Consider the following 20,990-nt stretch of genomic DNA (forward strand, 5'->3'; position numbering starts at 1 on the left):
CCTCACTTGAGGTCGGCCGCCTTGATCGCCGGCGTCCAGTCGGTGATCTGCTTGGCCACGTAGTCGCTGAACTGCGGGCCGGCCAGCTTCAGCGGCGTGATGCCCAGTTCCTCGAAGCGCTTGACCACCGCCGGATCGCTGACGATGGCCGCCAGCGCGGCTGCGAGCTTGTCGCTCACGTCCTTGGGCAGGCCCGCCGGGCCGCTGACGCCGAAGTAGTTCTCGGCCACCAGCTGCGGCAGGCCCAGTTCCACCACCGTGGGCACGTCGGGCGCCAGCGGCGAGCGGCTGCGCGAGGTGACCGCCAGGCCCTTGAGCTGCCCGCTCTTCATCATCGGCACGTAGGCGGTGATCACGTCGATGCCCACCGGGATGGTGCCGGCGATCAGGTCGGTGGTCATCGGCGCGCCGCCGCGGTAGGGCACGTGGGTCATGTTGAACTTCAGCGCGTCCTTGACCATCTCGCCGACGATGTGGCCGATCGAGCCCGGGCCGCCGCTGCCGAAGCTGTTGCCGGCGCCGGCGTAGAACTTGGGAAAGTCCTTCAGGCTGGCCGGGCCGGTCTTGGGATTGGCCAGGATGGCCACCGGCGCGATGCCCAGCATCGCCACATGGGTGAACTGCTTGACCGGGTCATAGGGCGGCTTGGGCACGGTCCAGGGGCCGATCGACAGCGGCGTGCTGTTGCTCAGCATCAGCGTGTAGCCATCGGGCGCGGCACGCACCACTTCGGCGCCTCCGATGGTGCCGCCGGCACCGGGCTTGTTGTCGACGACCACCGGCTGGCCCAAGGCCTTGGCCAGAGGCTCCGAAATGGTGCGTGCCACGATGTCGCTGGCACCGCCGGCCGCGAAGGTGACGACGATGCGCACCGGCTTGTCGGGCCAGGCCACGGCCGGTCCGGCAGCCAGGGCCAGCACGGCGCCGGCCACCGCCCAGCGGCGCAGCAGGGTCCGGCGGGCCGGGGCAGAGGGGAAGCGGCAAGGTGCAGACGGCATGGCGGGATCCAGTCGGAGTGGGCCGCCAGACACGGTGCCGGGCGTGGCCCGGACATTGCAACGGCTGTGCCAAAGTATGCTCTGCCGTTGACCAACCGATTGCAACCGACACCATGACCCAGCCGATCCGCCTGCTCCGTCGCTCCCTGCTGGCCGCCACCCTGGTGGCAGCGCCTGTCCTCGGGCTGTTGGCCGCCGCCCCGGCGATGGCCCAGGACACCGCCATCAAGTTCCAGCTCGACTGGCGCTTCGAGGGCCCCAGCGCCTTCTTCCTGCTGCCGGTGGCGCAGGGCCAGTTCAAGGCCGAGAAGCTCAACGTCACCATCGACGCCGGCAACGGCTCGGGCAATGCCGTCAACCGGGTGGCCTCGGGCACCTACGACATGGGCTTTGCCGACCTGGCCGCGTTGATGGAATTCCATGCCAACAACCCCACCGCGCCGAACAAGCCGGTGGCGGTGATGATGGTCTACAACAACACGCCGGCGGCGGTGTTCAGCCTGAAGAAGACCGGCATCACCAGGCCGGCGGACCTGGCCGGCAAGAAGCTGGGCGCGCCGGTGTTCGACGCCGGCCGCCGCGGCTTCCCGATCTTCCAGAAAGCCAACGGCATCGGCCCGGTCAACTGGGTCAGCATGGACCCGCCGCTGCGCGAGACCATGCTGGTCAAGGGCGACGTGGACGCGATCACCGGCTTCTACTTCACCAGCCTGCTCAACCTGGAGCAGCGCGGCGTCAAGGCCGAGGACATCGCGGTGCAGCTCTATCCGCAGCACGGCGTCAAGCTCTACGGCAACGCCATCATCGTGGGCGAAGAGTTCCTGAAGAAGAACCCCGAGGCGGTGAAGGCCTTCCTGCGCGCCTTCACCAAGGGCGCCAAGGCGGTGATGGCCGACCCGAAGGCCGCCACCGCCATCGTCAAGGAGCGTGACGGCCTGGTCAACGCCGAGCTGGAGGAGCGCCGCCTGCGCCTGGCCATCGATTCGGCCATCGCCACGCCCGACGCCCGCGCCGAAGGCTTCGGCGCCGTGGCCGGCCCGCGCCTGGCGCTGATGGCCAGCCAGGTGGCTGATGCCTATGCCACCAAGAGCCGCATCAACCCCGACGCGATCTGGAACGGCAACTTCCTGCCGGCCAAGGCCGAGCTGAACATCCTGCCCGCACCGAAGAAGTAAAGGTCCTCATGACGGCGTTTGTCGATTTCGACCAGGTCTGGCTGGCCTACAACGACGAGCTGCTGGCCAAGGGCCAGTTCGCCGTCGAAGACATCAACCTGAAGGTGAATGAAGGCGAGTTCATCGCCATCGTCGGCCCCAGCGGCTGCGGCAAGAGCACCTTCATGAAGCTGGCCACCGGCCTGAAGATGCCGAGCAAGGGCACGGTCGTCATCGGCGGCCAGCAGGTGAAGGGCCCGCTGAAGATCACCGGCATGGCCTTCCAGGCGCCGAGCCTGCTGCCCTGGCGCACCACGGTGCAGAACGTGATGCTGCCCCTCGAGATCGTCGAGCCCTACCGGTCCAGCTTCAAGCAGAAGAAGGCCGAGTACGAGGACAAGGCGCGCAAGCTGCTGCAGAGCGTGGGGCTGGGCGGCTACGAGGACAAGTTCCCGTGGCAGCTGTCGGGCGGCATGCAGCAGCGCGCCAGCATCTGCCGCGCGCTGGTGCACGAGCCGAAGATGCTGCTGCTGGACGAGCCCTTCGGCGCGCTGGACGCCTTCACCCGCGAGGAGCTGTGGTGCGCGCTGCGCGACCTGCAGGCAGCGCAGAAGTTCAACGTCATCCTGGTCACGCACGATCTGCGCGAGAGCGTGTTCCTGGCCGACACGGTGTACGTGATGAGCAAGAGCCCGGGCCGCTTCGTGGTGCGGCGCGAGATCGACCTGCCGCGCCCGCGCGACCTGGAAGTGACCTACACGCCGCAGTTCACCGACATCGTGCATGAGCTGCGCAGCCACATCGGTGCCGTGCGGAACAGCTTCGGCAAGGCTGCCGCGGAGGTGAAGTGATGGCCTCGCGCAAGCTCGAAAGCTGGTCGCCCTGGATCCTGCTGGTGGCCACGCTGCTGCTGTGGCAGGCCGTGTGCAGCGCCTTCAACGTCAGCGAGTTCATCTTCCCCAGCCCGGTGCGCATCTGGGACCAGCTGATGGAGTTCCGCGGCGAGATCGCCAAGCATGCCTGGCGCACCTTCTGGGTGACGATGGTGGGTTTCGGCATCGCCATCGTGGTGGGCGTGCTGCTGGGCTTCCTGATCGGCAGCAGCCGCATCGCCTATGCCGCCATCTACCCGCTGATGACCGGCTTCAACGCCCTGCCCAAGGCGGCCTTCGTGCCGATCCTGGTGGTGTGGTTCGGCATCGGCGTGGGGCCGGCGGTGCTGACCGCCTTCCTGATCAGCTTCTTCCCGATCACGGTGAACATCGCCACCGGCCTGGCCACGCTGGAGCCCGAACTGGAAGATGTGCTGCGGGTGCTGGGCGCCAAGCGCTGGGACGTGCTGGTCAAGGTCGGCCTGCCACGGTCGATGCCCTACTTCTTCGGCTCGCTCAAGGTGGCCATCACCCTGGCCTTCGTCGGCACCACCGTCAGCGAGATGACGGCCAGCAACGAGGGCATCGGCTACCTGCTGGTCAGTGCCGGCAGCAGCATGCAGATGGGCCTGGCCTTCGCCGGCCTCGTCGTCGTTGGTGCCATGGCGATGGCGATGTACGAGTTCTTCTCGGTGCTGGAAAAGCGCATCACCGGCTGGGCCCACCGCGGCTCGCAGGGCGGGCACTGAGCGGCCGCCGGGCCGGTCAAGCCAGCCCGGCTACCACTGCCAGCCGGCTTGCAATCCGGCGTCTGTCTGACGGATGGCCGGCTGCGCCGCGGCGCCGACCGGCAGGTTGCCGCGCCACAGCGTGGCCGCCGGCCCGGCAGCGGTGCGCTGGTGGCGCCAGCGCAGGCCCAGGCGCCAGCCGGCGGCCTCGGCCGCACCACCGCCCACCAGCGCCAGGTCGAGTTGCATGACCTGGTGGCTGCCCAGCCGCAGGCGCGCCGGGTCGGCGGTCGGCAGCCAGAGCGCCATCCGCCCCGGCGTGCCGCCACCCAGCGCCAGCCGGGCCTGCAGACCCAGGCCGGGCCGCAGCAGGCGGCCGTGCGCCAGCAGCGCCGTGGCATGCCATTGGTCGAAGCGCTCCGGGTAGCCCAGCACCGGCCCGGCCGAGGCGATGTCGCGCCACAGCCGCACCTGGCCCAGCGCCGCACCGGCCTGCCAGCCCGGGCCCCAGGCCGACAGCGGCCACAGTGCGGCGGCCTGCCAGTGCAGGCGGCGGATGTCGCTGTGGGTGCTGATGGGCTGGCCGCCATTGCTCTCGCCCTGGTAGCCGCGCCGGCCACTGGCCAGGCCCAGCGTGGCCTGCCACTGCAGGCCGCTGCAATCCAGCGTGGCGCGGGTCTCGGCCGTGGTCAGCGTGCCCTGCTCGGTCAGCAGGCGCCGGCCGTTGTCGGCATGCTCCTGCCAGCGGCTGTGCTCGGCGCCAGCCTGCCAGGCCCAGGCCGGTGGCTCGCAGGCCGCCAGCACAGGTGCGGCACCGGCCAGGCTGGCCCACAGCAGGGCCAGCGGCCGCAGGCGCCGCGGCATCAGACCAGGCTGGACCAGGTCTTGGTCAGGCTGGTCTCGTAGGCGCCGTTGCCGTCGGCATCCAGTTCCAGCAGCACGGTGACGGGCGACTGTGCCGTCAGCCGGACCCGGCTGCCGGCTGCGCCGGTGGCGGTGATCTGTCCGCCGGACGGGTGCAGGTCGCCCTCGAACTGCACCAGCGGCGACACCGTCGCCAGGTTCACCGTGCCGCCGGCCAGCACCGTGCTGCCCACCACGCCGCTGACGGTGGTGCTGACCCGCTGGCGCCCGCCCGAGAGGCCCGCGGTGCTGGTCATGCGGTAGTCCGCCATCGTCACCGTGTCCTGGATGCCGCCGAAGCTGCCGGTGACCGACAGGTTGGGCACCGACAGATCCAGGTTGGTGCTGGTGCTGGTGCTGCTGATGGCCAGGGTGAACTGGCCGGAGCCGGTGGCGTTGCCCGCCTGGGTGCTGGCCCGCAATTCCTGCAGCGAGACCGCCACGGTGGCGGCATAGGTGTCGGTGTTCAGGTTGCCGCTGACAGCACTGAAGCTCAGCGTGATGGCGCCGCTGATCGTGGCGCCTTCCTCGACGCAGCTGCGGGCGGTCACGGTGGCGGAGTCGCCCACGTCGACACTGTTGTTGCCGTTGTTGTCGGTGGTCTGCACGCTGATGGAGCCGCCGCCGGTGCAGTTGAAGGTCTCGGTGCTGGTCACGCCGGTCACCAGCGGGGTGCGGCTGGCGAACAGGCCGGGCAGACGGCCGATCTGCGACCGGGTGTAAGCGAACAGCGTCTGCGCGCCGGGCGCCACCTGGGCGCCGGTGACCAGGCCGGTGGCATCGCCCAGGTAGGTGGTGGCCACCAGGGTCTGGCGGGCCACGCCCTCGTAGTTGCTGGCGGTGATGGTGGCCGCGCTGGGCACCACCGGCGCGCCGCTGTCGTCGCCACCACCACCGCCGCCGCAACCGGCCAGGATGGCGGCCACCACGGCGGTGGTGGCCAGACGGGCCGCCAGGGCGGGGCGGCGGGCGGCGGTGCGGCGAAGCATGGCGGACATCAAGGCTCCCAGGAATGATTCTGCAGAACATTCTAGAAGCCGGTCGCGCCGCGCTGCCCCCCACAAATGCCAACGGCGCCCAGGGCGCCGTGGCGGGGCCGATGGGGACCTGTCAGACGTGGAAGGCGGCCACCAGCCCGGTCAGGCGACGTGTCTGTTCGCGCATCGACTCGGCCGCCGCGGCGGCCTGCTCCACCAGCGCCGCGTTCTGCTGCGTGCTGCGGTCGATGTCGCTGATCGCCTGGTTCACCGACTGCATGCCGCCGGTCTGCGCCCGGCTGGCGGCGCTGATCTCGTTGATCAGCTCGGCCACCTGGCGCACCGACAGGCGCACCTCGTCCATCGTGCTGCCGGCCTGGTGGACCAGGGTGGAGCCCGATTCGGTCTGCTCGGCCGCGGCGCGGATCAGGCCCTCGATCTCGCGCGCCGCCTGCGTGGTGCGCTGCGACAGCGTGCGCACCTCGCTGGCCACCACCGCGAAGCCGCGGCCCTGCTCGCCGGCGCGGGCAGCTTCCACCGCCGCGTTCAGCGCCAGGATGTTGGTCTGGAAGGCGATGCTGTTGATCACCGAGGTGATCTCGCCGATCTTGCGGCTGTGCGCATTGATCGCACCCATGGTGTCGATCACCTGGGCCACCACCGCATGGCCGCTGTCGGCCTGGCCGGCGGCCGTCTGCGACAGCGCCAGCGCCTGGGCCGCCCGCTCGGCGCTGTGCTGCACCGTGCCGGTGAGCTGCTCCATGCTGGAGGTGGTTTGCTGCAGCGCGCCGGCCTGGGTCTCGGTGCGGCTGGACAGGTCGGCATTGCCCTGGGCGATCTCGTCGGACGCGCCGTCGATCGCCTCGGCGCCCTGGCGCACCTGGGCCACCATGCCGGCCAGGCTGCTGCGCATGTCGCGCAGCGCGGCCTGCAGCTGCGCCGCCTCGTCGCGGCCGGAGACCGGGATGTCGGTGGCCAGGTCGCCCTGGGCCACGCGGGCGGCCGAGGCCACCGCGCTGCGCAGCGGCACGGTGATGCTCAGCGTCAGCCGCCAGGCCAGCACCGCTGCCAGCCCCAGCACCACCAGGGCCGTGCCGACGATGCCGGTCACGGTCTGCTGGTGGCGGCTGTTGGCGGCGTCGATGCCGGCCTCGGACGCCGTCTGCTGCAGCTTGGCGAAGGCATCCAGCGTGGCCAGCGACTGGCCCAGCAGCGGGTCGATGCGGGTCAGGATGACCTTGGCCGCCTGCTCGCTGTTGAACTGCGACGACAGTTCCACCGCCTCGACGAAGCTGGCCTCGGTGGCCTTGTCCAGCTCGGCCAGCTTGGCGAACAGGGCCTTCTCGTCGGCGTTCAGGCCGGCGTCGGACAGCTTGGTGCGCTCGGCCAGGTACTGCTGGCGCTGGCGCTTGGCCTCGGCCTCGTCCTTCTGCACGCCTTCCACCGTGCTCTGCAGGCCCATGCTGCGAACCGCCAGCGCGCTGAGCAGCAGCGACTGGCGCATCTGCGTCACCTGGGCATGGCGGGTCGAGGTGGTCTGCATGGTGGACTGCAGGCTGTCGCGGCTGGCGGCACTGCCCAGCAGGGCCACCGCCAGCATGGCGCCGGCCGCCAGCAGGATGCAGGCAAAGCCGGCACCCAGCCGGGTGCCGATGCGAAGCTCACGCAAGTTCAAGGAATTCTCCGGTCAGGTCATCGGGGCTTGAAGCAGTCCGCGGATCCTGGCTTCAGCCCTTGTAGATGCCGCAGCCGACCAGCGTGTCGCCATGGCGCTCCAGGTACATGGCCTTGCCTTCGATCTTCTGCGACACCGGATTCAGGAACTTGTAGCCCTCGACCCAGCCCTTGCCCTTGTCCTTGGCGGTGTCGACGAACTCCTTGATGATCAGGCGGCCGTTCGGGTCCTTCAGGCCGATCAGGTCCTTGCCCACCAGCTTGGGGTTGGCGCCCTGGGCCAGGTTCTTGCCGTTCAGGTCGTAGACGATGATGTACAGGTCACGGTCCTTGAAGCTCTTGCCGTTGGTGAACTCCTCGTACGCCTTCTCCGGGCCGTTGGCCTTGATGTAGGCCACGGCCTTCTTGACCATGGCCTCGGCCTCGGCCGCGGTGCCCTGGTCGGCCGCCAGCGCAGGGCCGGCCATCAGGAAACCGGCGACGGTGGCAGCCAGCAGGCGCTTGAGTTGGGTGAGGAAGTTCATGGGATGCAGATCCTTGCGCAAGGGTGGAGGGAAGACGGTGCAACGGCGGCAGGGGCAGCATCGCCCGGCCACGTCTGACCTGTTCTCGGCCACCGGCAACCGCACTTGAGCGCCGGCCGGCCGGCGCGGCGGCACCCCGCCATAAACTCCACGGCTTTGCACCGGGCGGCGGCCGCCGCGCACCACACCGCCATGGGCTGGCACGGACACCTGCACCTGCACTACACCCGCACCGGCGCGCGCACCAGCGCGCTCGATCGGCACCATGGTCCGCTGCGGGTGCTGCAGCGCCTGTACCCCGAGGGCGAGGCCATCTGCCACCATGTGCTGGTGCACCCGCCGGGCGGCGTGGTGGGCGGCGATGTGCTGTCGCTGCAGGCCGAGCTGGACGCCGGCAGCCATGCGGTGATCACCACGCCCGGCGCCACCCGCTTCTACCGCAGCGACGGCCTGCTGGCCGAGCAGACGGTGCAGGCCAGCCTGGCAGCCGGTGCCCGGCTGGAATGGCTGCCGATGGAGACCATCGCCTACCGCGGCTGCCAGGTGCACAACAGCCTGCACTTCGACCTGGCGCCCGGAGCCCAGATGCTGGGCTGGGATGTGCTGGCCCTGGGCCTGCCCGCCGCCGGCGCTGCCTTCGACGCGGGCCGCTACCGCCAGCACATCACCCTGCCCGGCGTGTGGCAGGAGCGCGGCCTGTTCGATGGCAGCGATGGCCTGCTGCTGCACAGCCCGCTGGGCCTGGCCGGCCACACGGTGAGCGCCAGCCTGTGGCTGGCCGAGGGCATCGGCCCGGGGCAGACGCTGGACCGCGCCCGCACCGAGGCGCTGGTGGATGCCGCCCGTGCGCTGATCGATGGCAGCGACCTGGCCACCACCGCCGGCGTCAGCGCGCCGCACCCCAGCCTGCTGGTGCTGCGCGCCCTGGGCCACCGGGTGGAACCGGTGATGGCCCTGCTGCAGGCGGTGCGCGGCGCCTGGCGCCAGCTGCACTGGGGGCTGGCCGCCCACCCGCCGCGGGTCTGGCGCACCTGAGCACTGCGCGCTGGCGCCCGCTGGCCGACAATCCGCCCCATGCTGACCGTCAACAAACTCATCCCCCAGGGCCGCGGCCTGGCCGCCGTGCTGGTGCGCCGCGCCGCCACCGTGCAACTCGACTGGGACGTGCGCCAGAAGAGCCGCTTCGACGCCACCGACAGCCAGGGCCGCACGCTGGGCGTGTTCCTGCCGCGCGGCACCCTGGTGCGTGGCGGCGATGTGCTGGTGGCCGAGGACGGCTCGCTGGTGCAGGTGCAGGCCGCCCCGCAGCCGGTGCTGGAAGTGCGCCACTGCACGCAGCACGGCAGCCCCTTCGACCTGCTGCGCGCCGCCTACCACCTGGGCAACCGCCATGTGGCGCTGGAGCTGAAGCCCGACCACCTGAAGCTGGAGCCCGACCATGTGCTGGCCGACATGCTGCGCCAGCAGCACCTGATCGTCTCCGAGGCCCTGGCCGCCTTCGAGCCCGAGGGTGGCGCCTACGGCAGCGGCGGACATGGTCACGGGCACGGCCATGACCACGGGCACGACCATGCCCATGACCACGGCCATGCCCACCCACCGGCCGCCGCCCCCGTCCGCAAGCCGCTGGCGGTGCCGGTGGTGGCCGCCGCGCCGGCGCCGCATGTGCACGGCCCGGGCTGCGGCCACGACCATGGGCATGACCACGGCCACCACGGCCACTGACCCCACAAGCTGCCCGGCATGCCCCGCGTCCGCCCCGCCACGCCGCCGCTGCCTGCCACCGCCCTGCTGCAGCTGATGTGGCTGGCCTCGCCGGCCCTGCCGGTGGGCGGCTTCAGCTATTCCGAGGCGCTGGAGGCCGCGGTCGACCAGGGCCTGGTCACCGACGAGGCCAGCGCCGGCCGCTGGCTGCTGGACCAGCTGCACCTGGGCCTGCAACGTGCCGACCTGCCGCTGCTGGCCAGCGCCATGCATGCCTGGCAGCGGCGGGATGCCGAGCGGCTGACGGCGCTGAACGACTGGGCGCTGCAGACCCGCGAGACTTTCGAGATGCGCCAGCAGACCGAGCAGATGGGCCGTTCGCTGGCGGACTGGCTGCGCCAGCGCCACCCGTCCGACGACCGCCTGCCGCTGCTGGCCGCGCTGCAACCCTCGCCCACCTGGCCGATCGCCTTTGCGCTGGCCGCCACGGCCACCGGCGCGCCGCGTCGCGAATCCCTGCTGGCCTTCGGCTTCGGCTGGGCCGAGAACCAGGTCGGCGCGGCGGTCAAGTCCGTCCCGCTGGGCCAGAGCGCCGGCCAGCGTCTGCTGGGCGCCCTGGCCCAGGCCTTGCCTGCGGCGGTGGATGCGGCGCTGGCCACCGCCACGGCGGGTGATGCCGCCCGCCAGAACCTGGCGCCGATGCTGGCCATCCTGTCGGCCCGGCATGAAGCCCAATACTCCCGGCTGTTCCGCAGCTGATTCCCTGTCCATCGACTGACCACCATGCCCCAACTGCACAGCATCCCCGGCCGCACCAAGCAACTTCCGCCGCTGCGCGTGGGCGTCGGCGGGCCGGTGGGCTCGGGCAAGACCACCCTGGTGGAGATGCTCTGCAAGACCATGCGCGCGCGCTGGGACCTGGTGGTGGTCACCAACGACATCTACACCAAGGAAGACCAGCGCCTGCTCACCGTGGCCGGCGCGCTGGACCCGGAACGCATCATGGGCGTGGAGACCGGCGGCTGCCCGCACACCGCCATCCGGGAAGACGCGTCGATCAACCTCGAGGCGGTCGACCGCATGCTGGGCAAGTTCCCCGATGCCGACATCGTGTTCATCGAGAGCGGTGGCGACAACCTGGCCGCCACCTTCAGCCCCGAGCTGAGCGACCTGACGATCTATGTGATCGACGTCGCCGCCGGCGAGAAGATCCCGCGCAAGGGCGGCCCCGGCATCACCAAGAGCGACCTGTTCGTGATCAACAAGACCGACCTGGCGCCGCATGTGGGGGCCGACCTGGCGGTGATGGAGGCCGACACCCAGCGCATGCGGCCCGACCACGCCGGCCGCCGCCCCTATGTGATGAGCAACCTGAAGACCCGCGCCGGCCTGGACGCGGTGGTGCGCTTCATCGAGGTGCGCGGCCTGCTCACGGCCGGTTGACCGGGCCGCCCGGTGCGCGGGCGCCCAGGTCCAGGTACAGGTCGACCCCTTCGCGGGCCCGCAGGCTGGCGGTCATCTCGGCATCGCGCAGCAGTTCGGCGCGGGTGAGGTAGTCGATGCCCGGCGCCAGCACCCGCTGCCAGTGGCCGCGCAGGCGGCGCGCGGTGTCGCGGTGCTGGCACACCGGGTCGCAGGCGGCGATGGACTGGGCGGGATCGGCATCGGCATGGCCGCAGACCATGTCGACCAGCAGCTCGCCGAAGGGCGCGTACAGCCCGGCCGGCATGCCGGCATGGCTGGCGGCCACATGGCTCAGCAGCGTGGGCTCGTCGCGGTCGGCCTGGCGCTGGCTGAAGGCGATCAGCAACGACACCGCCTGCTTGAGCATGCGGTGCTGGCGCTGCCAGCGGTCGGGCCCCTGGATGCGGGCCAGCAGCTTGGCCGCCGCGCGCTTGCGCTGCACCAGGCGGGCGTAGAACTCGCTGAAGAAGCGGCTGTCGAAATCGGCCGCGCGGGTGCAGCGGCGCCAGCTGTCGCGCACCAGCACCAGCGACAGGTCGTCATGCAGGTCGGGCTCGGCCAGCACCGCCGCCATGGCCGAGCCACGCCGCGCCGGGTCGGGCTGCAGGCGTGCCGCCGGGTCGGCCTGCGCCATGGTCTGCAGCAGCGTGTCGAAGCGTTCGGGGAACAGCCGGCGCCGGCTGCGCACCGGTGGCAGCGGCGCAAACGCGTCGAGGCCGTCCTCGGCCAGGCGCCGGGGGTTGGTCAGCCGCTGCGGCAGCGCACCGGTGGCCATTTCCCAGGCCAGCAGACCCAGCATGTACTGATCGGCCAGTTCACCATCGTCGGCCTGCTCCAGCCCCACGGCCTGCTCGGGCACCAGGTAGGCCAGGTCCTCGGCGGCAGCATCGTCGGCCGGCGCGCCGGCCTGCTGCGCCAGCGCCACGCGCGCCAGCAGCTCGGGCAGGTCCTGCGCCACCTGGCCGGGCTGGGGCTGGCGGCCCGCCGGCAGGATGAAGGGCTCGAACTGCGCATCGACCATGATGTTCGACGGCTTCAGGTTGCCGTAGCGCAGGCCCAGGCAGTGGGCCCGCTCCAGGGCCCGCGCCAGCTTGATGAACAGCTGCCGCAGCTGGTCGGCATCGGGCTGGCTGGCGCCGGGCTGCGCCCAGGCGCGCAGCAGCGAGCGCAGCGACTGGCCCTGCACATGCTGCACCACGCACCAGCTGCTGCTGGCACCGAACTCGGCGTCGTACACCATCACGAAGCTCGGCTCGCCGCTGGTGCGCAGCGCCGCCAGCACATCGCCGCGGAAGGCTTCGCGCTGGCGCAGGTCGCGCAGCGCCTTGATGGCCACCGTGCGGTTGAGCTGCGTGTCGCGGGCCTGGTAGACCTGGGCGCGGCTGCCCTCGCCCAGCCACTGCAGGCCGGTGAAGCGGCGCGCCAGCCGCTGCTGCAGGTCGGCACCCAGCGGGTCCACCGCCGCCTGCAGCTCATGCTGCACCAGCTGGCGCACGGCCTCCAGCGTGGCCGGCTGGCAATCACGCGGGCGCGCCGGCAGGCCCGGGTGGGTGGCCAGCGCGTACTGCAGCTCGGCCAGGCGCCGGTGCTGCGGATCGGTGCTGGCGGCCAACGCCTGCTGCCCGTCACCGACCGGGATGGCCACCACCCGCAGCCGCCGCGCATCACCGGCCGGCAGCGCCGCGCGCGCCAGGATCTCGGGCAGCTCGTCCTGGGCGATGAAGGACGAGGCCAGGAAGTGCGGACTGACCAGCAGCACCGCCACGCTGCAGCGGCCCAGCTGCTGGCGGATCTCGTCGCGCCAGTGGTCGCCGCCACGCAGCTGGTCGTCGCTCCACACCAGGCAATCCCCAACGGTGGTGCCGATGCTGCGCTCGAACAGCAGCGTGCGCCAGTCGCGGTCCTCGTGTGCGTAACTCACGAAGTAGATGGGCTTGTTGCTGGGCGTCATCGGGCGGATTCCTGGTGCGCACTCTAGGCCGCTGCGCAGTCCATGCCAAGATGCAGGCCCCGCGATGGCCCGTTCGGGATCGATCCCCATGCTGATCAACTGCGTTGTCTACCGCGCCGGCGCCAAGCTGGCCGACATCTCCATCGACCAGATCAGCGACTACCTGGCCCAGCCGGGCTGCTTCGTCTGGGTGGCGCTGCGCGACGCCAGCGACGCCGAACTGGCGCTGATGCAGGACGAGTTCGACCTGCACGACCTGTCGGTGGAAGACGCCCGCCACGGCCACCAGCGGCCCAAGATCGAGGAGTACGGCAAGACGGTGTTCACCGTGCTGCACCTGATCGAGTACACGCCCACCGACGAGCTGCGGCTGGGTGAAGTGAACGTGTTCACCGGGCCGAACTTCGTGCTGTCGGTGCGCAACCGCAGCACCCAGGGCTTTCTGGGCGTGCGCGAGCGCTGCGAACACGAGCCCGAGCTGCTGAGCCAGGGCGCCAGCTTCGTGCTGTATGCGCTGATGGACGCGGTGGTCGACCGCTACTTCCCGCTGGTCGATGCACTGGAGACCGAGCTCGAGACCATCGAGGGCCAGATCTTCGACCGCGGCGCCGGCCGCGCCAACATCGAGCGGCTGTACGAGCTCAAGCACAAGGTGACGACGCTGCGGCATGCGGTCTCGCCGCTGCTGGACGCGATGGGCAAGCTCTACGGCGGCCGGGTGCCACCGGTGTGCCTGGCCAGCGCCGACTACTTCCGCGACATCGCCGACCACCTGGCGCGGCTGCAGACCAGCATCGACACCATCCGCGACACCATCGGCACCGCCATCCAGGTGAACCTGTCCATGGTGGCCATCGAGGACAACGAGGTGACCAAGCGGCTGGCCGCCTGGGCCGGCATCTTCGCGGTGGCCACCTTCTTCGTCGGCGTCTGGGGCATGAACTTCGAGTTCATGCCCGAGCTGAAGCAGCCCTGGGGCTACCCGGCGGCACTGGGGCTGATCGGCGGTACCTGCGCGCTGATGTACTGGCGCTTCAGGCGCGTGGGCTGGCTGTGAGCCTGTGGTGACCCGGCTGGGTCTGTGGCTTTGATCTGGATCATCTGATTGCGAATCGTTCTTGTTATGATTGAATCCTTCGCATCCGATCCCAGATCCACGCCATGTCCACCCGCCTGCCTGCCCTGCCCCGCCGCAACGCCCTGGTTGCCGCCAGCCTGACTGCCCTGGCCTGCCTGGGCCCGCTGCCGGCGGTGGCGCAATCCCAGGTGCTGAACCTGTATTCGGCCCGCCACTACCAGACCGACGAGGCGCTGTACGCCAACTTCACCAAGGCCACCGGCATCAAGATCAACCGGCTCGACGGCAAGGAAGACGAGCTGGTCGAGCGCATCCGCAACGAGGGCACGGCCAGCCCGGCCGACATCCTGGTCACGGTGGACGCCGCCCGGCTGGAGGTGGCCGACAGCCTGGGCCTGTTCGCCCCGCTGCAGAGCAAGCTGCTGGACGAGCGCATCCCCGCCAACCTGCGCACGCCCACCTGGGTGGCCTTCTCCACCCGCGCCCGGGTCATCGTCTACAACAAGGCCGCCATCAAGCCGGCCCAGGTGCAGACCTATGCCGACCTCGCCAAGCCGGCGATGAAGGGCCAGGTGTGCATGCGTTCGGGCAGCCATCCGTACAACCTGAGCCTGGGCGCCGCCGTGATCGCCCACGAGGGCGAACCCGCGGCCGAGGCCTGGGCCAAGGGCCTGGTGGCCAACTTCGCCCGCGGCCCCAAGGGCGGCGACACCGACCAGATCAAGGCCGTGGCCGCCGGCGAATGCGGCGTGACCATCAGCAACACCTACTACCTGGCGCGCATGATGCGCGGCACCAAGGCCGACGACCAGCAGGCGATGAACGCGGTGGGCATCGTCTGGCCCAACCAGGCCAGCTGGGGCACGCATGTGAACGTGTCGGGTGCCGGCGTGCTGAAGCACGCGCCCAACAAGGCCAATGCGGTGAGGTTCATGGAGTACCTGGCCAGCGACGAGGCCCAGGCCTACTTTGCCGACGGCAACAACGAGTGGCCGGTGGTCAAGGGCAGCGTCAAGGCCAATGCCACGCTGGTGGCGATGGGCACGTTCAAGCCCGATGCGCTGCCGATCGGCGACCTGGCCAAGACCACGGTGGCCGCGCAGAAGGTGTTCGACCGCGCCGGCTGGAAGTGAGCCGCGGGCAATGCAGCCCGGCTACTGCGGGCTGATCGCCAGCCCGCCGTCGGCCACGATGACCTGCCCGGTGACATAGCGCGCCTGCTGCGAGGCCAGGAACAGGATCACGTCGGCGATGTCCTCGGGCTCGCCCACGCGTCCCAGCGGCACCCGGCCTGCCGCCTGTGCCACGCCCTGTGGGCCCAGGGAATGCTCCTCCGACAGCAGCTGGGCGGTGCGCACATAGCCGGGCGACACCGCATTCACCCGGATGCCGTCGCCCGCCACCTCGGCCGCCAGGCCGCGCACCAGGCCGATGACGCCGGCCTTGGCCGCCGAGTAGTGCACATGCTCGGACCAGCCCCAGACCAGGCCCATCAGCGAGGTCAGGCAGACGATGGCGCCGCTGCGCCGTGCCCGCATCGCCGGCAGCGTCGCGCGTGCCACGCGGAACATGCCCTTCAGGTCGATGTCGAGGGTGTGGTCCCACGCCGCGTCGTCCAGCTGCGCCAGCGGCACCTTGTGCGCGATGCCGGCGTTGAGCACCAGCACATCGATCGCGCCATGCGCGGCGATGGCGGCGGCCACCACGGCATCCACCTGGGTGCTGGAACGCACGTCCAGCGCGGCAAAGCTGGCGCTGCCGCCCGCGGCGGTGATGGCGTCCACCACCGCCCGGCCTTCGGCTTCGAGGATGTCGGTGACGACCACATGGTGGCCGGTGCGGGCAAAGGCCAGCGCGGTGGCCCGGCCGATGCCGATGCCGCCGCCGGTCACCAGCATGGTGGGGGTGCGGGTCATGACGTGCTCCTTCTGCGTTGGCAGCGGTTCAACCGCCCGACAGGCTCTTGGCGTCGGCCAGCACCGCGCCGCCCAGGTGGGCGGTGCAGTCGACCAGGCTGACAGCATGCGGCGCGGCCGCGGTGGCCACGGTGAGCGAGGTGTTGGACATGCGCTCGGGCAGCGCCAGCGCCGCCGGCACCTGCAGCGGCCCGTGGTGCAGCCAGTGGCGGATCACCAGGCCGTGGCTCACCACCGCCAGCGGCCCGCCCAGCGCCGACTGCTGCTGCAGCACCCAGGCCCAGGCGGCCGCACAGCGCGCGGCGAACTGGGGGATGGATTCGCCGTTGGGTGGCGCCTCTTCGCGTGTCAGCGGATCAAAACCCAGGCTGTCATAGAGCCGACCGCGCAGATCGCCGAAATTGCGCTCGTGCAGCAAGGGGCTGGTGGTGATGGGCAGCCCGGTCGCCGCAGCAATGGCCTGCGCCGTCTGCAGCGCACGCGGCAGATCGCTGCTGACGATGCCGGTCGGCCGCAGCGGCTGCCCGGCGGCCAGCCGCTGGGCCAGCAGCTCAGCCTGGGCCTGGCCGTTGGCCGACAGCGGCGTGTCGGCCGGCTGCATCACGCGGGCCACGTTCAACGGCGTCTCGCCGTGGCGGATGATCAGCAAGGTCATGGTGAAGGGCTCGGTGTTAGGGTGCCGGAATGGCCTGGATCGATGACTGGCTGCCGCAGTGGCAGTTCGAGGAAGTTCACCACATCCGCAGCAGCGCCGCACCGGGTGCCCTGCTGGATGCCGCCGCGGCCTACGACCCGGCGCACGATGCCTGGATCAACGCCGCCCTGGCGCTGCGCGAGGCGCCGTCGCGGCTGGGCGCGCGCCTGGGCAGCGGCAGCGCACTGGCGCAGCGGCCGCGCTTCGGCCTGGCGGATTTCGTGCGGCTGGGGCGTGACGGCGATGCAGCACTGGCCTACGGTCTGGCCGGCCGCTTCTGGGAGCCAGGCTACGGCCTGCAGCCGTTGGCCGACGCCGCCGCCTGGCATGCCCACGCCCCGGCCGACGCCGCCAAGCTGGTGCTGGGCTTCGAGGCGCAGCGCGCCGCCGGCGGCACCACGCTGACCACCCGCACCCGGGTGTTCTGCAGCAGCGAGTCGGCGCGCCGCCGGCTGGCCGGCTACTGGCTGCTGATCCGCCCGGTGAGCGGCCTGATCCGCCGGCGCATCCTGGCCGACATCCGCCGCGCGGCCGAGCGCTGACACGCTGTATTCAGCGCGTCAGGTTGATCCCGCCATCCACCGTGAGCGTCGTGCCCACCACATAGTCGCCCGCCCTGCTGGCCAGGTACACGGCCGCAGCGGCCATGTCGTCGTCGGCGCCCACGCGGCCGGCGGGCACCCGCTTGGCCACCTGCTCGGCGTTGTCGCGGGCGTCCTTGTTCATCTCGCTGGCGAACGGGCCGGGGCAGATGGCGTTGACGACGATGCCGTCCTGGATCAGCCGCAGCGCCATGCGCTTGCTCAGGTGGATCACGCCGGCCTTGCTGGCAGCGTAGCTGTAGGTCTCCCAGGGGTTGACGCTCTGGCCGTCGATGCTGGCGATGTTGATCACCTTGGCGCGCTGGCCGCCGGCTGCGCTGGCGGTCAGCATGCCGTGCAGCGCCTGGGTCAGGAAAAACGGCGCCTTCATGTTCAGGTCGACCACCTTGTCCCAGCCGCTTTCGGGGAATTCGTCGAACGGCGCGCCCCAGGCGGCACCGGCGTTGTTGACCAGGATGTCGAGCTGGTTGGTGCGGTCCTTCAGCGCGGCCACCACGCGGGCGATGCCGTCCATCGTCGACACATCACCCGGGATGCTGTGACAGGGGCCGATCTTGCTGAGCTCGGCCGCCGTGGCATCGCAGGCCGCGGCCTTGCGGGCGCTGATGTAGACGGTGGCGCCCTGCTTCAGAAAGCCCTCGGCAATCATGCGGCCGATGCCGCGCGAGCCCCCGGTGACCAGGGCCACGCGGCCGGCAAGGGAAAAGAGTGCTTGCATGGGTGTCTCCTGAAGACGTTGTGAGGGAGGGAAATCAGGCCTGGGCCAGCAGCGCTTCGGACACGGCCCACAGCCTTGCCGCGCCATCAGGGTCGGCAATGTGGGGCGAGAAGCCCCACACCCGGTTGCTGGCCGGCGCCGGCTGGCCGATGCCGCAGTCCTCCAGGTACAGGCCGCCGCGTCCGGCCAGTTCCGGCGCCGTGGCGGCCCACACACTGGTGGCCGCGCCCTGGGCCGGGGTCTTGAAGATGTCCAGCGGTGTGCCGTCGGGCTTCAGCCAGCCCAGCGCGGCCATCTCCTCGTGCGGCAGGAACTTCTGCAGCCCGGTCATGATGCCGCCCGGATGCACCGCATTGGCGGTGATGCCATCACCGGCATGGCGGCCGTGCACGCCCAGCGCCAGCAGCGCATTGGCGCTCTTGGCCTGGCCGTAGGCCAGCCACTTGTTGTAGGGGCGACGGTCGAAGTGGATGTCGTCGAAGTCCACCCCGCCCAGCTTGTGGCCGGTGGAACTCAGGCACACCAGGCGCGACGGGGCGCCCGCACGCAGCGCCGGCAGCAGCGCGGTGGTCAGCGCGAAGTGGCCCAGGTGGTTGACGGCGAACTGCAGTTCCCAGCCCTGCGCGGTGCGCGCCAGCGGGCAGGCCATGATCGCCGCGTTGTTGATCAGCATGTGCAGCGGCCGGCCGCCCCAGGCGCGGGCGAAGGCGGCCACGCTGCCCAGGTCGGCCAGATCGAGGTCGCCCACCTGCACATCGGCACCGGGCTGCTCGCCACGCAGCGCGGCCACCGCCGCTTCGCCCTGGGCGCGGTTGCGCACCGCCAGCACCACGCGGGCGCCGGCACTGGCCAGGGCGCGGCTGGTCTCCAGGCCCAGGCCACTGGCGCCGCCGGTGACGATGGCGCTGCGGCCATGCAGGTCGATGCCCTGCACCACGTCCAGCGCGGTGCTGCGGGCACCGAAGCGTGGAGCGGTGTCGGCCATGCCGGGCATGCTCAGAAGCTGCGGGCCGCGGCCAGCGCGCCCAGCCGGGCGGTGATGGCGTGGAACTCGGCCACCGTCTCGTCGATGATCTGCTGCACCGGCTTGACCGCATGCACCAGCCCGGCCGACTGCCCGGCCAGCGCCGGCGCGGCGTTCATGTCGCCGTCGAAGTAGACGCCGCGGATGCCCTTGAAGGCCTCGGCGCCCATCAGGCCGGTCTCGTGGATCGCCGCGGTGAAGTCGGTCTTGAGCGCGCGGATGCAGGGCGTGCTCTTGGTGTTGAGCATCCAGGTGCCGGTGGCGGCCGCATCGACGATGGACTGCTTGTAGTTGGCATGCACCGGGCTCTCGGCGCTGGCGACGAAGCGGGTGCCCATCTGGATGGCCTCGGCGCCCAGCGCGAAGGCGGCGGCCATGCCGCGCCCGTCGACGATGCCACCGGCGGCGATCAGCGGCACGGCCACCCGCTCGCGGATGGCCTGCAGCAGCACCAGGGTGCTGACCTCCTCGGGGTTCTTGAAACCGCCGCCCTCGCTGCCCTCGACCACCAGGCCGTCGATGCCGGCGTCCTCGCACTTCAGCGCCAGGTCCAGCGTGGGCACCGCGTGGTAGACCACGATGCCGGCATCGTGCAGCGGCTGGATGAACTTGGCCGGGCTGCCGGCCGAGGTGGTGACGAAGCGGATGCCGCTCTCGCAGACGAAGCGCAGCATCGCGTCGTCCTTCAGGAAGCGGATCGGCAGGTTCACGCCGAAGGGCAGGCCCAGGGCCAGCATCTGGCGGATGTGGTCCTGGCAGGCCGCCGTCTCGGCGCTGCTGGTCTCGATGATGCCCAGGCCGCCGGCACGGGAGACGGCGCTGGCCAGCGGCGTGCGGGCGATCCAGCCCATCGGCGCCTGCACGATCGGATAACGGGCACCGGTGTGGGCCAGGACACGGTTCATCGGGCGCTCTCTTGCAAGGTTCAGGGAGCGCGCAGTGTCGTTGCCGGCCTGCGCCGGCCGCAGTCGCGAACGTGCCAGGGCCGGCACAGCCGGCCCTGCACAGGTCAGCCCGGGATCAGTGGCGGCGCCTGGCCCGCAGCGCCCCGAGGGACGCGAGACCCGCCAGCAGCATGGCCACGCTGGCCGGCTCCGGCACGGCCGTCACGGCCACACCCGACACCTGGAGCGGCAGGAAGACCAGGTTGTTGCCGATGTCGTCGCCCGCCGAGGCGGTCGCCCGGCCGATGACGAACATGGCGCCGGCCAGCCCGTCGGCAAACGAGGTGCTGAGCAGGTCCGGCGCACCGTCGGTGGTCAGCCCGTCGCCCATCGCCGTGTCCCAGGCGTAGGAGAAATTGACCGTGCCGTACTCATAGACCGCGCAGGTGTCGCCGGCGCCGCGCTCGACACAGCCGAGGTCGAGGCCGCTGAACCGCATCTCCAGCACATCGTAGGTGCTGCCAGCGGTGATGCCGATGGGCACCTCCGACACCTCCACGTCTGGCGGGACGGTGAGGTTGTTGATGGTGGCGAGTTCCGAGAACAGGCTGTCGGTGCCCGCGACCCGGAGCACACCGCCGACGGTCAGGCTGTAGCGGATGTTGGCGGGTGCCCAGTAGTTGAACGTTGCACCCGGGAACTCGGGGAGCGTCTCGTGCACCGCGCTGACGCCGGCGAGATCCGGCTGCAGGACCAGCGTGAACGACTGGTTCAGCCAGTCGCTGACGCTGAAATCCACATCCCCGGTGGCACCGCCGAGCGACTCGACGCCGCCCACGGTTCCGGTGATGGTGACCACCGCCGGGCCGGCGGCCTGTGCCGCTGGCACGGCGCCCAGCAACAGCGCGGCCGCCAGGCCACCGGCCAACCTGTTGGGCGCCTTCCAAAGGCGCTGTCTTGCAAGCATCACTCACTCCTGGTGGTCAAGGTGCTGGTCTGCGGGTCCGGCGTGTTCGGGTGGCTGTGCACCACCACGCCGGTGGCTAACGCCTCGACGTTACGGCACGGTCGGGTGGGGCCCGGTCAATGTCCCCACCCCCGATTCGGGTGCTTGCAAACTTCACC

Annotated in this window: 22 protein-coding genes; 10 read left to right on the forward strand and 12 right to left on the reverse strand. The window is 70.9% G+C overall.

The window, feature by feature from the left end:
• Nucleotides 1-2 precede the first annotated feature (2 nt).
• Nucleotides 3-998 (reverse strand): Bug family tripartite tricarboxylate transporter substrate binding protein, encoded by a 996-nt coding sequence (locus FFT10_RS06245; protein ID WP_137731911.1) that lies wholly within the window; start codon nucleotides 996-998, stop codon nucleotides 3-5.
• 113 nt (nucleotides 999-1,111) lie between these two features.
• On the opposite strand from FFT10_RS06245, the gene FFT10_RS06250 reads away from it, so the two are divergent.
• The 3 genes from FFT10_RS06250 to FFT10_RS06260 are packed head-to-tail and all read left to right on the forward strand — an operon-like array spanning nucleotide 1,112 to nucleotide 3,773.
• On the forward strand, nucleotides 1,112-2,173 hold the full coding sequence (locus FFT10_RS06250; protein ID WP_137731912.1) for an ABC transporter substrate-binding protein: 1,062 nt from the start codon (nucleotides 1,112-1,114) through the stop codon (nucleotides 2,171-2,173).
• A gap of 8 nt (nucleotides 2,174-2,181) precedes the next feature.
• A complete protein-coding gene (locus FFT10_RS06255) occupies nucleotides 2,182-3,003 on the forward strand; it encodes an ABC transporter ATP-binding protein (protein ID WP_137731913.1) in 822 nt (273 codons plus the stop codon).
• Entirely contained in the window at nucleotides 3,003-3,773 is a 771-nt protein-coding gene (locus FFT10_RS06260) for an ABC transporter permease (protein WP_137731914.1), read from the forward strand. The genes FFT10_RS06255 and FFT10_RS06260 overlap by 1 nt, the downstream gene beginning before the upstream one ends.
• Before the next feature lie 30 nt (nucleotides 3,774-3,803).
• Here the strand turns inward: FFT10_RS06260 and FFT10_RS06265 are convergent, their stop codons facing one another.
• From FFT10_RS06265 to FFT10_RS06280, 4 genes are all read right to left on the reverse strand, one after another.
• Nucleotides 3,804-4,616, reverse strand: coding sequence for a hypothetical protein (locus FFT10_RS06265; protein ID WP_137731915.1), 813 nt, complete (start codon nucleotides 4,614-4,616; stop codon nucleotides 3,804-3,806).
• Nucleotides 4,616-5,653 (reverse strand): hypothetical protein, encoded by a 1,038-nt coding sequence (locus FFT10_RS06270; RefSeq protein ID WP_137731916.1) that lies wholly within the window; start codon nucleotides 5,651-5,653, stop codon nucleotides 4,616-4,618. The genes FFT10_RS06265 and FFT10_RS06270 overlap by 1 nt, the downstream gene beginning before the upstream one ends.
• Before the next feature lie 112 nt (nucleotides 5,654-5,765).
• Nucleotides 5,766-7,307 carry a methyl-accepting chemotaxis protein gene (locus FFT10_RS06275; RefSeq protein WP_137731917.1) on the reverse strand — a complete coding sequence of 514 codons (1,542 nt, stop codon included), beginning with the start codon at nucleotides 7,305-7,307 and terminating at the stop codon, nucleotides 5,766-5,768.
• Between the two features lie 52 nt (nucleotides 7,308-7,359).
• The gene (locus FFT10_RS06280) at nucleotides 7,360-7,830 is read right to left on the reverse strand and encodes a cache domain-containing protein (RefSeq protein WP_228026973.1); all 471 of its coding nucleotides are present in this window, start codon (nucleotides 7,828-7,830) and stop codon (nucleotides 7,360-7,362) included.
• 192 nt (nucleotides 7,831-8,022) lie between these two features.
• Between FFT10_RS06280 and FFT10_RS06285 the strand changes: the two genes are divergently transcribed.
• Genes FFT10_RS06285 through ureG form a run of 4 tightly spaced genes read left to right on the forward strand, consistent with a single transcriptional unit; the run spans nucleotide 8,023 to nucleotide 10,977 of the window.
• Nucleotides 8,023-8,865, forward strand: coding sequence for an urease accessory protein UreD (locus tag FFT10_RS06285; protein WP_137731918.1), 843 nt, complete (start codon nucleotides 8,023-8,025; stop codon nucleotides 8,863-8,865).
• Nucleotides 8,866-8,904: 39 nt separating this feature from the next.
• Nucleotides 8,905-9,555, forward strand: a complete 651-nt coding sequence (gene ureE / locus FFT10_RS06290; protein WP_137731919.1) for an urease accessory protein UreE — start codon at nucleotides 8,905-8,907, stop codon at nucleotides 9,553-9,555.
• Nucleotides 9,556-9,573: 18 nt separating this feature from the next.
• Nucleotides 9,574-10,293: an urease accessory protein UreF gene (locus FFT10_RS06295; RefSeq protein ID WP_137731920.1), complete on the forward strand. Its 720-nt coding sequence runs from the start codon at nucleotides 9,574-9,576 to the stop codon at nucleotides 10,291-10,293.
• Nucleotides 10,294-10,317: 24 nt separating this feature from the next.
• Complete coding sequence (ureG, locus tag FFT10_RS06300; protein ID WP_137731921.1) at nucleotides 10,318-10,977, forward strand: urease accessory protein UreG; 660 nt, start codon at nucleotides 10,318-10,320, stop codon at nucleotides 10,975-10,977.
• On the opposite strand, the gene FFT10_RS06305 is transcribed toward ureG, so the two are convergent.
• Nucleotides 10,964-12,949 carry a protein kinase domain-containing protein gene (locus tag FFT10_RS06305; protein WP_162520706.1) on the reverse strand — a complete coding sequence of 662 codons (1,986 nt, stop codon included), beginning with the start codon at nucleotides 12,947-12,949 and terminating at the stop codon, nucleotides 10,964-10,966. The two genes, ureG and FFT10_RS06305, sit on opposite strands and share 14 nt — an antisense overlap.
• Before the next feature lie 88 nt (nucleotides 12,950-13,037).
• Here FFT10_RS06305 and FFT10_RS06310 point away from each other — a divergent pair, with 88 nt between their 5' ends.
• Nucleotides 13,038-14,006, forward strand: a complete 969-nt coding sequence (locus FFT10_RS06310) for a magnesium and cobalt transport protein CorA (protein WP_137732076.1) — start codon at nucleotides 13,038-13,040, stop codon at nucleotides 14,004-14,006.
• Nucleotides 14,007-14,110: 104 nt separating this feature from the next.
• The gene (locus FFT10_RS06315; protein WP_137731923.1) at nucleotides 14,111-15,160 is read left to right on the forward strand and encodes an extracellular solute-binding protein; all 1,050 of its coding nucleotides are present in this window, start codon (nucleotides 14,111-14,113) and stop codon (nucleotides 15,158-15,160) included.
• Nucleotides 15,161-15,181: 21 nt separating this feature from the next.
• Here FFT10_RS06315 and FFT10_RS06320 read toward each other — a convergent pair whose 3' ends face one another.
• Both FFT10_RS06320 and FFT10_RS06325 read right to left on the reverse strand, forming a co-directional pair.
• Nucleotides 15,182-15,943, reverse strand: a complete 762-nt coding sequence (locus tag FFT10_RS06320; protein WP_137731924.1) for an SDR family NAD(P)-dependent oxidoreductase — start codon at nucleotides 15,941-15,943, stop codon at nucleotides 15,182-15,184.
• A 28-nt stretch (nucleotides 15,944-15,971) separates the two neighbouring features.
• Complete coding sequence (locus tag FFT10_RS06325) at nucleotides 15,972-16,598, reverse strand: histidine phosphatase family protein (protein ID WP_137731925.1); 627 nt, start codon at nucleotides 16,596-16,598, stop codon at nucleotides 15,972-15,974.
• A 29-nt stretch (nucleotides 16,599-16,627) separates the two neighbouring features.
• Here FFT10_RS06325 and FFT10_RS06330 point away from each other — a divergent pair, with 29 nt between their 5' ends.
• Nucleotides 16,628-17,179, forward strand: a complete 552-nt coding sequence (locus tag FFT10_RS06330) for a hypothetical protein (protein WP_137731926.1) — start codon at nucleotides 16,628-16,630, stop codon at nucleotides 17,177-17,179.
• Between the two features lie 10 nt (nucleotides 17,180-17,189).
• On the opposite strand, the gene FFT10_RS06335 is transcribed toward FFT10_RS06330, so the two are convergent.
• From FFT10_RS06335 to FFT10_RS27980, 4 genes are all read right to left on the reverse strand, one after another.
• Nucleotides 17,190-17,957: an SDR family oxidoreductase gene (locus FFT10_RS06335; RefSeq protein ID WP_137731927.1), complete on the reverse strand. Its 768-nt coding sequence runs from the start codon at nucleotides 17,955-17,957 to the stop codon at nucleotides 17,190-17,192.
• 34 nt (nucleotides 17,958-17,991) lie between these two features.
• Nucleotides 17,992-18,942 carry an oxidoreductase gene (locus tag FFT10_RS06340; RefSeq protein WP_137731928.1) on the reverse strand — a complete coding sequence of 317 codons (951 nt, stop codon included), beginning with the start codon at nucleotides 18,940-18,942 and terminating at the stop codon, nucleotides 17,992-17,994.
• 11 nt (nucleotides 18,943-18,953) lie between these two features.
• The gene (locus FFT10_RS06345; RefSeq protein WP_137731929.1) at nucleotides 18,954-19,886 is read right to left on the reverse strand and encodes an NAD(P)H-dependent flavin oxidoreductase; all 933 of its coding nucleotides are present in this window, start codon (nucleotides 19,884-19,886) and stop codon (nucleotides 18,954-18,956) included.
• A gap of 115 nt (nucleotides 19,887-20,001) precedes the next feature.
• A complete protein-coding gene (locus FFT10_RS27980; protein ID WP_228026974.1) occupies nucleotides 20,002-20,793 on the reverse strand; it encodes a PEP-CTERM sorting domain-containing protein in 792 nt (263 codons plus the stop codon).
• Nucleotides 20,794-20,990 lie beyond the last annotated feature (197 nt).

It is taken from the genome of Pseudaquabacterium pictum (assembly GCF_005403045.1).
GTDB lineage: Bacteria > Pseudomonadota > Gammaproteobacteria > Burkholderiales > Burkholderiaceae_C > Pseudaquabacterium > Pseudaquabacterium pictum.